This window comes from Streptomyces sp. NBC_00454 (assembly GCF_041434015.1).
Lineage (GTDB): Bacteria > Actinomycetota > Actinomycetes > Streptomycetales > Streptomycetaceae > Streptomyces.
The window spans coordinates 5,992,375-6,006,555 of the sequence record NZ_CP107907.1 but is presented as its reverse complement, the minus strand read 5'-3'; the positions used below and the strand labels follow the sequence as shown (position 1 = coordinate 6,006,555).

At 71.3% G+C, this 14,181-nt stretch carries 11 protein-coding genes; 10 read left to right on the top strand and 1 reads right to left on the bottom strand.

Going from position 1 to position 14,181, the window contains the following annotated elements:
• Positions 1-70 precede the first annotated feature (70 nt).
• The 7 genes from OHU74_RS27680 (at position 71) to metF (ending at position 9,983) form a co-directional block, all read left to right on the top strand.
• Positions 71-754 (top strand): NAD(P)H-dependent oxidoreductase, encoded by a 684-nt coding sequence (locus tag OHU74_RS27680; protein ID WP_371618361.1) that lies wholly within the window; start codon positions 71-73, stop codon positions 752-754.
• A 101-nt stretch (positions 755-855) separates the two neighbouring features.
• Positions 856-4,929 carry an amino acid adenylation domain-containing protein gene (locus tag OHU74_RS27675; RefSeq protein WP_371618360.1) on the top strand — a complete coding sequence of 1,358 codons (4,074 nt, stop codon included), beginning with the start codon at positions 856-858 and terminating at the stop codon, positions 4,927-4,929.
• Positions 4,930-4,939: 10 nt separating this feature from the next.
• A complete protein-coding gene (locus OHU74_RS27670; RefSeq protein WP_371618359.1) occupies positions 4,940-5,899 on the top strand; it encodes a pseudouridine-5'-phosphate glycosidase in 960 nt (319 codons plus the stop codon).
• 133 nt (positions 5,900-6,032) lie between these two features.
• Positions 6,033-6,755, top strand: coding sequence for a HemK2/MTQ2 family protein methyltransferase (locus OHU74_RS27665; protein ID WP_371618358.1), 723 nt, complete (start codon positions 6,033-6,035; stop codon positions 6,753-6,755).
• A 119-nt stretch (positions 6,756-6,874) separates the two neighbouring features.
• Positions 6,875-8,098, top strand: coding sequence for a methionine adenosyltransferase (gene metK / locus OHU74_RS27660; RefSeq protein WP_371618357.1), 1,224 nt, complete (start codon positions 6,875-6,877; stop codon positions 8,096-8,098).
• 2 nt (positions 8,099-8,100) lie between these two features.
• Complete coding sequence (locus OHU74_RS27655; RefSeq protein ID WP_371618356.1) at positions 8,101-9,084, top strand: carbohydrate kinase family protein; 984 nt, start codon at positions 8,101-8,103, stop codon at positions 9,082-9,084.
• Entirely contained in the window at positions 9,081-9,983 is a 903-nt protein-coding gene (gene metF / locus OHU74_RS27650; RefSeq protein WP_371618355.1) for a methylenetetrahydrofolate reductase [NAD(P)H], read from the top strand. Before OHU74_RS27655 ends, metF begins: the two co-directional genes overlap by 4 nt.
• Before the next feature lie 63 nt (positions 9,984-10,046).
• On the opposite strand, the gene OHU74_RS27645 is transcribed toward metF, so the two are convergent.
• Complete coding sequence (locus tag OHU74_RS27645) at positions 10,047-10,922, bottom strand: LysR family transcriptional regulator (protein WP_371618354.1); 876 nt, start codon at positions 10,920-10,922, stop codon at positions 10,047-10,049.
• 266 nt (positions 10,923-11,188) lie between these two features.
• On the opposite strand from OHU74_RS27645, the gene OHU74_RS27640 reads away from it, so the two are divergent.
• The 3 genes from OHU74_RS27640 (at position 11,189) to OHU74_RS27630 (ending at position 14,149) form a co-directional block, all read left to right on the top strand.
• Positions 11,189-11,830, top strand: a complete 642-nt coding sequence (locus OHU74_RS27640) for a disulfide bond formation protein DsbA (protein WP_371618353.1) — start codon at positions 11,189-11,191, stop codon at positions 11,828-11,830.
• Between the two features lie 108 nt (positions 11,831-11,938).
• Positions 11,939-12,892, top strand: coding sequence for an EamA family transporter (locus tag OHU74_RS27635; RefSeq protein ID WP_371618352.1), 954 nt, complete (start codon positions 11,939-11,941; stop codon positions 12,890-12,892).
• A gap of 45 nt (positions 12,893-12,937) precedes the next feature.
• Positions 12,938-14,149: an MFS transporter gene (locus OHU74_RS27630; protein WP_371618351.1), complete on the top strand. Its 1,212-nt coding sequence runs from the start codon at positions 12,938-12,940 to the stop codon at positions 14,147-14,149.
• Positions 14,150-14,181: the final 32 nt, after the last annotated feature.

The window sequence follows — 14,181 nt, the reverse complement described above, 5'->3', positions numbered from 1 at the left end:
GGGCGGGGCTCCGAGCGCCTGGAACCCCGCCCCTGCGGCCCCACGACCTTCGCAGTGAGGAGTACACCCCGTGTCCACCGCCGACACATCCCCGTCGACGACCAAGCTCTCGATCGTCTACTACTCGGGCACCGGCAACATCCACAAGCTCGCCGTGGCCGCCGAGGAAGCCGCCGCGAAGACCGGCGCCGAGGTCCGGCTGCGCCGGGTCGCCGAGTACGTCGACGCCTCCCTGGCCCCCGAGTTCACCGAGTGGACCGAGGCGTGGCGCGAGAACGCCGAGGCCATCGCGGACATCCCCACCGCCGGCGCCGACGACCTCGACTGGGCCGACGCGATCCTGCTCGGCGGCCCCGGCCGGTTCGGCATGATCGCCGCGCCGCTCAAGCACTTCATCGACCTCGCCTGGCCACTCAACGCGCGCGGCGGCCTGGCCGGCAAGGTCATGTCCTCCTTCACTTCGACGGGCGCCCCGCACGGCGGCCAGGAAGCGACGATCCTGTCGCTGAACACCGTCTTCTACCACTGGGGCGGGATCATCGTGCCGCCCGGCATCACCGACGAGATCATGACGGCGCCCAGCAACGGCAACCCGTACGGCGTCAGTTCCGTCTCCGGCCGGCAGGCGGTTCCGGGCCGGCTGGCGGAGAACGTCACCGAGGACAACCTCGCCGCCATCGCCCACCAGACCCGCCGCATGGTCGAGGTCGCCGACGCCCTGCGAAAGGGCAGGGCCGCCGACGCGGGCCGGTGAACACTCGGCCGGTCCCCACACCGGCCGAGTGTTCGTCACGAGCGGGTGACCGCCACAACCCGCCCACCACACGGCACACACGCACACCCAGGGGGACTCATATGACCACCGACGCGTCTGACCGGAAACCGGCCACTCGTCTGTCGTTGCCCGAACTGCTCCTGCGCACCGCCGCCGAACGCCCGGACGCCACCGCGGTGATCAGCGGCGAAGAACACGTGACCTTCGCCGCACTGGTGGGGCGGAGCCGAGGACTGGCCGGACGCCTGCGGGACCTCGGCGTGAGCGCCGACCACTGCGTGGGGCTGTTCGTCGAGCCCTCCCACGACCTGATGACCGGGGTCTGGGGCATCCTCTTCGCGGGCGGCGCCTACCTTCCGCTCGCTCCGGAGTACCCCGAAGAGCGCCTGCGCTACATGATCGAGCACTCGGGCGCGAAGGTGATCGTCACCCAGGGCCACCTCGTCGAACGCCTGGCCGCGCTGGCCCCCGCGGACACGGTGATCGTCCGGGTCGAGGACGTCGGCGAGGGCGGCCCGGGCGCGGACGCGGACATCGCCCCCGCCTCGCTGGCCTACGTCATCTACACCTCGGGCAGCACCGGGCGCCCCAAGGGCGTCATGATCGAGCACCGGAGCATCGTCAACCAGATGTCCTGGTTACGGACCGCCCACGGCATCGACCGCACCCGGGTCGTCCTGCAGAAGACACCGATCAGCTTCGACGCCGCCCAGTGGGAGATCCTCGCCCCGGCCGTCGGCTGCGTCGTCGTGATCGGCGGCGCCGGCATCCACCGGGACACCGAGCGGCTGGTGCAGGCGGTCAGGACCCACTCCGTGACCACCCTCCAGTGCGTCCCGACCCTGCTCCAAGCCCTTCTGGACACACCGGAGTTCGACTCCTGCCGCTCGCTGGAGCAGGTCTTCACCGGCGGCGAGGCCCTCTCCAGGCCCCTGGCCCGTGCCTGCCTGGAGGCCCTCCCCGGGTCCGAGCTGATCAACCTCTACGGACCCACCGAGTGCACGATCAACTCCTCGTCCCTCACCGTGACCAGGTCCACCGTCGGAGACGGACCCCACTCGATCTCCATCGGCGCCCCGGTCGACTCCACCGAGTACCACGTCCTGGGCCCCGACCTCGCCGAACTGGCCGTGGGCGAGGTCGGCGAGCTGTACATCGGCGGCGTCCAGGTCGCGCGCGGCTACCTGCACCGGCCCGACCTGACCGAGCAGCGCTTCACGGACAACCCGTTCGGCCCGGGACGGCTCTTCCGCACCGGGGACCTGGCCTACTGGAACGCCGACGGCACCGTCCAGTTCACCGGCCGCGCCGACAACCAGGTCAAGCTGCGCGGGTTCCGTGTGGAGCTCGACGAGATCAGGCTCGCCATCGAGACCCACGACTGGGTGCGGCACGCGGCCGTGCTGGTCAAGGACGACCCGAGGACGGGTTTCCAGAACCTGATCGCCTGCGTCGAACTCGATCCGAAGGAAGCCGCCCTGATGGACCAGGGCAGCCACGGCGCGCACCACCAGTCCAAGGAGAGCAAGCTCCAGGTCAAGGCCCAGCTGTCGAATCCCGGGATACGGTCCGGGGCCGAGCTCGCCGGCCTGCCCGTACTCGACCTGCCCGGCCGGACGCCCACACCGGCCCAGCGCGGCCTCGCCTTCGCCCGCAAGACGTACCGCTTCTACGAGGGCGCCGCCCCGGTGGCGCAGGCCGACCTGCTGGAGCTGCTGGCCCGCCGCCCCTGCGCCGTGCCCGGGCGGGAGCTCGCCGAGCTGGACACCCGAGAACTCGGCGCGATCCTGCGCAGCCTCGGACCGCACCTGAGCCCGGAGCGGCTGCTCCCCAAGTACGCCTACGCCTCTCCCGGTTCCCTCTACGCCACCCAGCTCTACCTGGAGATCACCGGCTTCCCGGGGATCCCGCCGGGCATCCACTACCACCACCCGGTCAACCACCAGCTGGTGCTGGTCTCCGAGCTCCCCGCGCCGGAGTCCGCGTCGGCGGGCCCCCGGATCCGGGCCCACTTCCTGGGCCGGCGCGGAGCCGTCGAGCCCGTCTACAAGAAGAACATCCGGGAGGTCCTGGAGATCGAGGCCGGCCACATGGTCGGACTCCTCGAGGAGGTCCTGCCGCGGTACGGCCTCGACATCGAAGCCGCCCCCTTCGTCCCGGAGGCCAAGTCCGGGCTGCGGGTCGCCGCCGGGGACCACTACCTCGGCGCCTTCGACTGGGTGCCCTACCGGGGCCCCCGCGCGGACGAGGACATCGACCTGTACGTCCAGATCCACCCCCGCAAGGGGCTGGACCGGCCGGCCGGACAGTACGCCTACGAGGACGGCCGGCTGCGCCCGGTCTCCCGGGACCTGATCCTGCGCAAGCACGTCATCGCGATCAACCAGGCGGTCTACGACCGGGCGGGCTTCGGCGTCTCGGTGATCAGCCGCAGTCCGCAGGAATGGCGGCGCTACATCGACCTCGGCCGCACCCTCCAGCGCCTGTCGATGAACGACCTCGACATCGGCTTCATGTCCTCGGGCTACAGCTCGCAGAGCGGCCACGACCTGCCCTCCGCCCGGCGGATCGACGGCATCCTGGACGGGCTCGGCCGGCCCGGCGGGGCCTCGTACTTCTTCGTCGGCGGCCGGGTGAGCCAGGAGCAGCGGCTCCACGAGGGCATGCGGGAGGACGCGGTCCACATGCGGGGGCCGGCGGAGCTGATCCGCGACGACCTCGTCAACTACCTGCCGGACTACATGATCCCGAACAAGGTGATCATTCTCGACGCGCTGCCGACCACCGCCAACGGCAAGATCGACCTCAAGGCGCTGGCCGTCTCCGACAAGGTGGACGTCGGGGAGGCCGACCGTCCCTTCGTGGCCCCCCGGGACGAGACCGAGCGCCGGGTGGCCGCGCTGTGGAAGCAGGTGATGAAGCAGGAGAGCGTCTCCGTCCAGGACGACTTCTTCGCCTGCGGCGGCAACTCGCTGCTCGCCGTGGCCCTGATCAACCGGATCAACCGGACGTTCGGCTCCGGACTGCCGCTCGAGGGCATCTTCACCACGCCGACGGTGGAGGGGCTGGCCCGCCGGATCGCCGGCGGGGCGGCGGGCGACACCTCGCGCCTGGTCCCCCTGCAGCGGGAGGGCTCCGGACCCGCTATCCACTGCTGGCCCGGTCTGGGCGGCTATCCGATGAACCTGCGGCTCCTGGCCGAGCGGATGGGCACGGACCGCCCCTTCCTCGGGGTGCAGGCGTACGGGATCAACCCGGGCGAGGTGCCGTACGGGACGATCCGGGAGATGGCGGCCGAGGACGTCAAGGCCATCACGAGCCGGCAGCCGCAGGGGCCCTACACGGTGTGGGGGTACTCCTTCGGAGCCCGGGTCGCCTTCGAGGCCGCGTACCAGCTGGAGCGGGCCGGCCACAGCGTCGACCACGTCTTCCTGATCGCCCCGGGCGCCCCCAAGGTGCGCACGGAGGGACCGGACCGGCGGAGCGCCTCGTACACCGATCCCACCTTCGTCTCCATCCTGCTCTCGGTCTTCACCGGGCGGATCGACGGCGACCTGACGGCGCAGTGCCTGGCCGTGGCGAGCGATGAGCAGGGCTTCGCCGAGTTCGTCGCCGGCCGGCTGCCGGGCATGGACCGCGACTGGGTCCTGCGGATCGTACGGGTCGTGTCGCTGACCTTCGAGTTCAGCTACACCTTCCGCGAACTGCGGGAGCGGCGGATCTCGGCGCCCATCACCATCTTCAAGGCCCGCGGGGACGAGTACTCGTTCCTCGACGGCAGCAGCGGCTACTCCTCGGACCCGCCGACCGTCGTCGAGCTGGAGGCCGACCACTACTCCGTGCTCAGGGAACCGGACATCGACGAGCTCGCGACGGCGATCCGCCGGCGCCTGAACATCCGGAAGGACACCGTCATGCCGCACGTCAACATCAAGCACTTCCCGATGGCGCTCAGCGACGAGCAACAGTCCGAGCTGGTGTCCGCGGTGACCAAGGCGGTCACCGACGCCTTCGGCTGCGACGAGGGGGTGGTGTCGATCGCGGTCGAGTCGATCGACAAGGAGCTCTGGAACGAGGAGGTCTACATCCCGGAGATCGTCAACCGCAGACACATCCTCGGCAAGGTCCCGAACTACGGCCCCGACACCGAGTGAGGGGACGGCCGTGACCTCCACCAGCTCCCTCACCCACCAGGACGTCCCGCTCGTCTTCAGCCCCGAGGTGGCCGAGGCCCTCCACGAAGGCCGCCCGGTGGTGGCGCTGGAGTCCAACGTCATCACCCACGGCCTGCCGTACCCGGACAACGCCGCGACCGCCCGGAAGGTCGAGGAGGCCGTCCGGGCGGGCGGCTCGGTCCCGGCCACGATCGCCGTGGAGGGCGGCAGGATCGTGGTCGGCATGACCGACGCCGACATCGACCGGTTCGCCTCGACGCCGGGCATCCCCAAGGTCAGCAGCCGGGACATGCCCGTGGTCCTGGCCCAGGGCCGGATGGGCGCGCTGACGGTCGCCTCCTCGCTGGTGGCGGCCGAACTCGCGGGCATCGCGTTCTTCTCCTCGGCCGGCATCGGCGGCGTGCACCGGGGCGCCGAAACGACCATGGACGTGTCCTCCGACCTGATCCAGTTCACCCGCTCCAAGGTCGCGGTGGTGTGCGCCGGCGCGAAGAAGATCCTGGACCTCGGACTGACGCTGGAGTACCTGGAGACCCAGTGCGTACCGGTGGTCTCGTACCGGTCGGACGACTTCCCCGCCTTCTACTGCGTGTCCAGCGGCTTCCGCAGCCCGATGCGGCTGGACGACGACGACGTGATCGCCCGGTCGGTCGAGAACCACTGGGCGCTCGGCGGCAACGGCTCCTTCCTGATCACCACACCGGTCCGGCCCCAGGAGGCGATCGACAGCGACGAGGTCGAGGCCGCGATCACCGCGGCCATGGCCGCCGCCGACCGGGACGGCATCCGGGGCCAGGCCATCACGAAGTACCTGATGCGTGCGGTGGACGCGGCCACGGAAGGCCGTTCGTCCAAGGCCAACATGGCCGTGCTCGTCAGCACGGCCGAGGTCGGCGGCCGGCTGGCCGCGGCGCACGCCCGCCTGCGGGCCGGGTCCCGGCCCGCCTGACGGACGCCGCCACCCGGCCATCCCGCCGTACCGCCGTCCCCATCGCACCACCGCCCCCACACCACCCACCCCCCACCATCCCCACCCACCGAACCCGTTTCCTCGGGCACGACATACGAATGGATGCGACACCATGACCAAGCTCGACCGGCAGTCCACGTCCGAAGCCGAGTCCTACCGCCCGCTCGTCTCCCCGGAGCGGGTGGAGGAGATCAAGGAACTGCGCAAGGTCATGTCCTCGCTGGGCGGCGGCGAGGAGGGCGAGGAGACCCACCCGTTCCTGGGCCTGACCCTGCGGGTCCCCTCGCAGGTCATGACCCCCTGCCCGGTGTCCCCGATGCTCGGCGGCGCGGTCTTCGCCGAGGTCGAACCGGGTGACCGGGTCCTCGACATGGGCACCGGCAGCGGTTCGCTGGCCCTGATAGCCGCCAACAAGGGCGCCGATGTCCTGGCCGTGGACCTCAACCCGCACGCCGTGACCGCCGTCCGCGTCAACGCGGAGCTGAACGGCCTCGCCGACCGCGTGGAGGCGCAGGAGAGCGACGTCTTCAACTCGGTCGAGGGCCGCTTCGACCTGATCGTCTTCAACCCGCCGTTCCAGTGGTTCGCCGCCGCCGACTACGCGGACGTCGCCGGCACCGACGCCGGCTACCAGGCGCTGACCCGCTTCTTCCGCGAGGCCCGCAACCACCTGACGGAGAAGGGCCGCATGATCCTCTTCTTCAGCACCATGGGCGACGTGGAGTACTTCGAGAAGCTGGTGGCCGACGAGGGCTTCACCCACGAGGTGGTCTTCTCCACCACCCGGCCCGTCTTCGACCTGCCGGTCGAGTTCACCGTGCACCGCCTGTCCTGACCCCGGACACCCGCCGGGGCCTCCCCCACCGGGGAGGCCCCGGCCGGCCGCGGGCCGCACCGGCCCGGGCCGCATCCGGTACCCATCCACGCACGTCCGTACGACAGGAGCGCTACGCCGTGTCCCAACGCCTGTTCACCTCCGAGTCGGTGACCGAGGGCCATCCCGACAAGATCGCCGACCGGATCAGCGACACCGTCCTCGACGCCCTGCTGGCCCAGGACCCGCACTCCCGGGTGGCGGTGGAAACCCTGATCACCACCGGCCAGGTGCACGTGGCCGGCGAGGTGACCACGTCCGCCTGGGCCGACATCCCCGCGCTGGTGCGCGAGGCGGTCCTGGAGATCGGCTACGACTCCTCCGCGAAGGGCTTCGACGGCGCCTCCTGCGGAGTCTCCGTCTCCATCGGCGCGCAGTCCCCGGACATCGCGCAGGGTGTCGACACCGCGTACGAGAGGCGCGTCGAGGGTGCCGGCGCGGGCGAGGAGGGTGACGAGCTGGACCGGCAGGGCGCCGGTGACCAGGGCCTGATGTTCGGCTACGCCTGCGACGAGTCCCCGAACCTGATGCCGCTGCCGATCGAGGTGGCGCACCGGCTGTCGCGCCGGCTCACCGAGGTCCGCAAGGACGGGACGGTCCCGTACCTGCGTCCCGACGGCAAGACCCAGGTGACCATCGAGTACGAGGGTGAAGTCCCGGTCCGTCTGGACACGGTGGTGGTCTCCTCCCAGCACGCGAGCGACATCGACCTCGACGTCCTCCTGACCCCCGACATCCGCCAGCACGTGGTGGAGCACGTGCTGGCCGGGCTGGTGGAGGACGGCATCAAGCTGAACACCGAGGGCTACCGGCTGCTGGTGAACCCGACGGGGCGCTTCGAGATCGGCGGCCCGATGGGCGACGCGGGCCTCACCGGCCGCAAGATCATCATCGACACCTACGGCGGCATGGCCCGCCACGGCGGCGGCGCCTTCTCGGGCAAGGACCCCTCCAAGGTGGACCGTTCCGCCGCCTACGCCATGCGCTGGGTCGCCAAGAACGTCGTCGCCGCCGGCCTCGCCTCGCGCTGCGAGGTCCAGGTCGCCTACGCCATCGGCAAGGCCGAACCCGTAGGCCTCTTCGTCGAAACCTTCGGCACCGCCAAGGTCGACGTGGAGAAGATCGAGGACGCCATCGCCCAGGTCTTCGACCTGCGCCCCGCCGCGATCATCCGCGACCTCGACCTGCTCCGCCCGATCTACGCCCGGACCGCCGCCTACGGCCACTTCGGCCGCGAGCTGCCCGAGTTCACCTGGGAGCGCACCGACCGCACCGAGGCCCTCCGCGCGGCCGCCGGGATGTGATCATGGACATCGCCGTCACCGGATCCATCGCCACCGACCACCTGGCGACCTTCCCGGGCCGCTTCGCCGAGCAGATCATCCCCGAGCGCCTGGCCACGATCTCCCTGTCGTTCCTCGTGGACGACCTCCAGGTGCGCCGGGGCGGCGTCGCCGCGAACATCTGCTTCGGGCTGGGGCAGCTCGGGCTGGCCCCGGTGCTGGTCGGCGCCGCGGGCACGGACTTCGCCGAGTACGACGCCCGGCTGCGCGCCTGCGGCGTGGACACCGGATCGGTCCGGCTCAGCACCACGCGGCACACCGCCCGCTTCATGTGCACCACCGACCTCGACCACAACCAGATCGCCTCCTTCTACCCGGGCGCCATGGTGGAGGCCCAGGAGATCGACCTCGCCGAGGTCGTGGCCCGCGTCGGCGCCCTCGACCTGGTCCTGGTCGCCCCCGACGTGCCGGAGGCGATGGTCCGCCACACCAGGGCGGCGCACGCCGCCGGCATCCCCGTCGCGGCCGACCCCTCGCAGCAACTGGCGCGGCTCGACGAGGAGTCGACCCGACTCCTCGTGGACGGGGCCCGGTTCCTCTTCACCAACGCGTACGAGAGCGCGCTGCTGCGGCAGAAGACCGGGTGGAGCGAGGCCGACGTGCTGGCGCGCGTCGGCGTGTGGATCGTCACCCGGGGCGCCGACGGGGTCTCGATCCTGACCGCCGGCGGAGCGGCCGAGCACGTGCCCGCCGTAGCGACGGACCGGCCCACCGAACCCACCGGTGTGGGCGACGCCTTCCGGGCCGGCTTCCTCGCGGGCCTGTCCCGGGGGCTGTCCCACCTCCGAGCGGCCCAACTGGGCTGCGCCGTGGCCACGATCGTCCTCGAGTCCTCCGGCACCCAGGAGTACAAACTGCTCCCCTGGGACCTCTCGGAGCGACTGCTGCGCTCCTACGGGGCCGAGGCCGCGGCGGAGATCGGCGCGTGGCCCGGGGAGCCCGGGTGACGGAGCTGCGCGCACTCCTCGCCACCGGGACCCCCTCGTTCTCCTTCGAGTTCTTCCCGCCCCGCACGGAGGCGGGCGCGGCCGCCCTGTGGGAGGCGATCCGCCGGATCGAGGCGTTCGCCCCGAGTTTCGTCTCGGTGACCTACGGGGCCGGGGGATCGTCCCGGGACCGCACGGTCGAGCTGACGAAGCGGATCGCGGCGCAGACCACCCTGCGGCCGGTGGCCCACCTGACGGCGGTGGCGCACTCGGTGGCCGAACTGCGGCACGTGATCGGCCAGTACGCGGACGCCGGTGTCCGGGACGTCCTGGCCCTGCGCGGGGACCCGCCGGGCGACCCGAACGCGCCCTGGATCCAGCACCCGGGCGGCCTCTCCCACGCCTGGGAGCTGGTCCGGCTGGTGCGGGAGTCGGGAGCCTTCAGCGTCGGCGTGGCCGCGTTCCCCGAACGCCATCCGCGCTCCCCCGACTGGGAGTCCGAGATCCGGCACTTCGTGGCCAAGTGCCGTGCGGGCGCGGACTACGCGGTCACCCAGATGTTCTTCCGGGCCGAGGACTACCTGCGGCTGCGGGACCGGGTCGTGGCGGCCGGGTGCGACGTCCCGATCATCCCCGCGATCATGCCGGCCACGGACGCCCGGCAGATCGCCCGGTTCGCCGAGCTGAGCGGGGCCGCCTTCCCCGAGGACCTGGCCCGGCGGCTGGAGGCGGCGGGCAGCGGCGCCGAGGGCCATCGGATCGGCGTCGACTTCGCGGTGGCCATGGCCGAGCGGCTGCTCGCCGAGGGCGTTCCCGGCCTGCACTACATCACGCTCAACCGGTCCACGGCGACCTCGGAGATCCACCGCGCGCTGCTCGGTTCCGGCCTGACCGGCCGCGCCCTGGCGGCCCGGTCCTGAGTCACTGCCGCAACCGTGGGGACGAGCCGGGGGCGACCCCGGCTCGTCCGCGTGCTCCCGTACTCATTCCTCCTGGAGGTCCAGGAGCTCCAGGAAGGCCGCGGCCGCCGGGGTGCGGCTCTCCCGGCCCCAGATCACGTACTCGGCGCGGGACGGCGCGTCCGTGACCTCGATGGTGACCATCCCGGTCAGGCCCGCCACGTAGCCGGGCGGGAGCAGGGCCACGCCCAGGCCCGCGCCGACCAGACGGGCCAGGTAGTCCGCGTTGGTCACCTCGAAGGCCACCTCGCGGGTGAGGCCGGCGGCGGTGAAGGCCAGATCCGACTGGGCCCGGCCGGCGGTCTTCGCCGGGAGGTCCACGAACACCTCCGAGGACAGCCGGCGCAGGTCGACCGAGGTCTCGCCGGCGAGCGGGTGGTCCGGGGAGACCACGGCGACCAGCCGCTCCCGGGCCAGCTCCCGGGCATTGACGCCCTTGGGGCGGGCCGTGACCGGGATGCCGAGGAAGGCCACCTCGATCTCGCCCTGCCTGACCTGCTCGACGAGCTCGTCGCTCGCTCCCACGCTGAGGCTGATCCGGGCCTTGGGATGGCGCTGGTTGAAGTCCCTGAGGACGGCGGGGATGTCCACGGCCGCGACGGTGGGGATCAGCCCCACCGCGAGGCGTCCGCGCACCTCCCCGACGGCCGCCGCGACCTCGGCGGCAGCCCGCTCCGCCGCGTCCAGGCACTGGCGGGCGGCGGGCAGGAAGGCCGCGCCCGCCGGGGTCAACCGGACCCGGCGACTGGTGCGTTCGAAGAGCCTGGCACCCAGTTCCTTCTCTAGGCGCGCGACCTGGTGGCTGAGCGCGGACTGGACCACGAGGCAGCGTTGGGCAGCCCTGGTGAAGCTGTTCGTCTCGGCCACGGCGATCACGTACCGCATCTGCTGGAGCTCCATGGATCCATCGTGATACGAGATGCATCGGGTGACAAGCATGTGTTGGACTCATGGATACCCGCGGGCCGACACTGGTGACGACCGCACGCCGCGGGAACGCCCTCGGGCCGACCGCGCCGGGCGGGCCCTCGATCGGGGGCCCCTCCGGCACGCCCCGAAGCCACTCCTGCGCGGCCCCTCCCCACCACCCGCACCTGGGCGCACCGCGCCGAGGCACGTCTGCGCGCGTCCTCGCGCCCGTGGCACCGAAAGGACGAGCGACCTCAATGAGCACCACGCCATCGCGTTCCGAGACGACCATCGCCGACATCTGGGTGGACCCCCGCTGCCCCTGGGCGTGGATCACCTCACGCTGGATGCTGGAGGTGGAGCAGGTCAGGCCGCTGGAAACCCGTTTCCACATCATGAGCCTGTCGGTCCTCAACGAGGGCCGCGAGGTCCCGGAGAAGTACCGCCAGGGCATGATCGACGGCTGGGCCTGCGTGCGCGTGTGCATCGCGGCCCAGGAGCGGCACGGCAACGAGGTGCTGCGGCCCCTCTACAACGCCATGGGCCGTCTGATCCACCACGAGGAGGCCGGGCTCGGCCACGACATGATCCGCGCCGCCCTGGCGGAGGCGGGTCTGCCCGCCGACCTCATCGAGGCCGCGGAGGACACCTCCTGGGACGAGCCGCTGCGGGCCGAGCACCACGAGGGGATGGACCCGGTCGGCTCGGAGGTCGGCACCCCCGTGATCCACGTGCCCGGCCCGGAGGGGAAGCCCCTGGCCTTCTTCGGCCCCGTGCTCACCCCCGCCCCCCGCGCCGAGGCGGCCGGAACGCTCTGGGACAGCGTGCTGGCCGTGGCGGCCATAGACGGCTTCTTCGAGCTGAAGCGCGGCCGCGACCGCGACCCGATCTTCGACTGAGCCGACTGAGCCGACTGCGCCGTCCGGCCGGACAAACAGACGGACGACCGGACAGACGGACGGCCGGACATCGGGAGCCACGGTGATCCCCGCGAGATTCGAGGCAGGATGAAGAACAGACAGAACGTACTCACTGCGGCCCTGACCGGCCTGTCTCCGGCGGTCTGGGGCAGCACCTACCTGGTCACCACCGAACTGCTGCCCCCGGACCGGCCGCTCCTGGCGACCACCATGCGGGCCCTGCCCGGCGGCCTGTTCCTGCTGGCCCTCGGCCGGAAGCTTCCCGTCGGCATCTGGTGGTGGCGCGCGCTGGTGCTGGGCGTTCTGAACATCGGCGCCTTCAACTTCCTGCTCTTCGTCGCGGCCTACCGGCTGCCGGGCGGCATCGCCGGCGTCATCCTGTCGGCCCAGCCCATGTTCGTCGTCATCCTCGCCGCCCTGCTCCTCGGCGAGAGGATCAGACCCGTCCACGCCCTGGCCTGCGTCATGGGCATCGCAGGCGTGGTCCTGCTCGTCTTCAAGGGCGCGGCGTCGCTCGACACCGTCGGAGTCCTCGCCGCGGTGGGCGGGGCGCTGTGCATGGCCTCGGGCATCACGCTGACCAAACGGTGGGGCCGGCCGGAGGGCGTCGGCCTGCTCACCTTCACCGGGTGGCAGCTCACGGCGGGCGGTCTGGTCCTGCTGCCGTTCTGGCTGTCGCTGGAAGACCTTCCCGACACCCTCACCGGCTCCAACGTCATCGGGTTCGCCTACCTCATCACCCTCGGCGCGGTCCTGAGCTACATCGTCTGGTTCCGGGGCATCGAACGCCTGCCGGCCGTAGCGGTCTCCTTCCTCGCGCTGGGCAGCCCGGTCGTGGCGACCCTGCTGGGCTACCTCGTCAAGGACCAGACGCTGTCCGCCCTCCAGATCCTCGGCATGGCGGTCATCTTCCTGGCGGTCGTGCTCGGCCAGCCGCGGCCTCCCCGACCGAAGTCCGGGAAGACCCCGTCGACTCCACCCCTGACCACCGTCCCGCACCTCCCCGACCAACCCGCTCTGGAACAGGAACACAGCGGATAACGGCGGGCGCACCACCCCACGCCTGACCACATCCGGAGAGATGACATGACTATTCAAGAAGAGACAAACGTCCCCGTCACGCCACAGAACCAGCTGTCCCCGGCCCGGGGATGGCTGGGTGTGGCCGCCATCACCGCCAGTCTGTTCGTCTTCCTCACCACCGAACTGATGCCGATCGGCCTGCTCACCCCGCTCAGCGAGAGCCTCAAGGTCTCCGTGGGCTCGGCCGGCCTCATGGTCACGGCACAGGGCGTCGCGGCCGGTCTCGGCGTGCCGTTCATCGTGGCCTGGACCCGGCGCGTCAACCGGCGCCGGCTGCTGACCGCACTCCTGGCCGTCCTGGCCATCGGCAACCTGATCACCTCCATCGCCCCCAACTACCCGCTGATCCTGGGCACCCGCCTGATCATGGGCTTCGCCAGCGGCGTCTTCTGGGCCATCGGCGTCAGCATGGCCATGCGCATCGTCCCCGAGAAGCAGGCCAACCGGGCCGCCGCCGTCGTGATGTCCGGAATCTCGATCGCCACCGTCGTCGGCATCCCGCTCGGCACCCTGCTGGAGAGCGTCAGCGACTGGCGCACCACCTTCCTGATCTGGGCCGGCCTCAGCGCCCTGGTGTTCCTCGCGGTCGCCTTCACGATCCCCTCGCTGCCTTCGGCCAACGCGGTCTCGGTCCGCGAGGTCTTCGGACTGCCCGTCAAGAACGTGCCGCTGCGCGTGGTCCTGGTCATGGTCGTCTTCTTCGTCCTCGGCCACTTCGGCGCCTACACGTTCGTGCGGCCCTACCTCGAGGACAGCGCGTCCGCCACCGTCGGCTTCATCACCGTCGTGCTCATCGTCTTCGGCATCGGCGGCGCGATCGGCAACTTCATCGGCGGCCAGAGCGTCAACAAGAGCCTGCGGGGCAGCTTCATCGTGGGCGGCCTGATCATGATCGCCGCACTCGTCATGCTGCTGACCATCGGCACGAACGACATCGGCGTGATCGTCGCCATGGCCCTGTGGGGCATCGCCTTCGGCGTCGTCCAGCTCAGCCAGATCAACATGACGCTCTCGGCGGCCCCCGACACCTTCGAGGCCGCGATGTCGCTCAACACCATGGCCTACAACACCTGCATCGCCCTGGGCGCCCTCATCGGCGGCCTGTTCGCCGACCACGTGGGCGTGACGAGCGTCGTCTGGTTCGGCATCGTCCTGGTGGCTCTCGCCGTGATCCTGCGCGCCGCCACCGGCCGCCGGACCGCGCCCGCGAGCTGATCCCACCCCCTGACCACCGAAGCGCGGTCCCG

What these genes read in the sequence shown, in the direction of transcription:
- OHU74_RS27675 (WP_371618360.1), top strand. Translation starts at nt 856, where the DNA reads ATGACCACCGACGCGTCTGACCGGAAACCGGCCACTCGTCTGTCGTTG.
- OHU74_RS27665 (WP_371618358.1), top strand. Translation starts at nt 6,033, where the DNA reads ATGACCAAGCTCGACCGGCAGTCCACGTCCGAAGCCGAGTCCTACCGC.
- OHU74_RS27655 (WP_371618356.1), top strand. Translation starts at nt 8,101, where the DNA reads ATGGACATCGCCGTCACCGGATCCATCGCCACCGACCACCTGGCGACC.
- OHU74_RS27645 (WP_371618354.1), bottom strand. Translation starts at nt 10,922, where the DNA reads ATGGAGCTCCAGCAGATGCGGTACGTGATCGCCGTGGCCGAGACGAAC.
- OHU74_RS27640 (WP_371618353.1), top strand. Translation starts at nt 11,189, where the DNA reads ATGAGCACCACGCCATCGCGTTCCGAGACGACCATCGCCGACATCTGG.
- OHU74_RS27635 (WP_371618352.1), top strand. Translation starts at nt 11,939, where the DNA reads ATGAAGAACAGACAGAACGTACTCACTGCGGCCCTGACCGGCCTGTCT.
- OHU74_RS27630 (WP_371618351.1), top strand. Translation starts at nt 12,938, where the DNA reads ATGACTATTCAAGAAGAGACAAACGTCCCCGTCACGCCACAGAACCAG.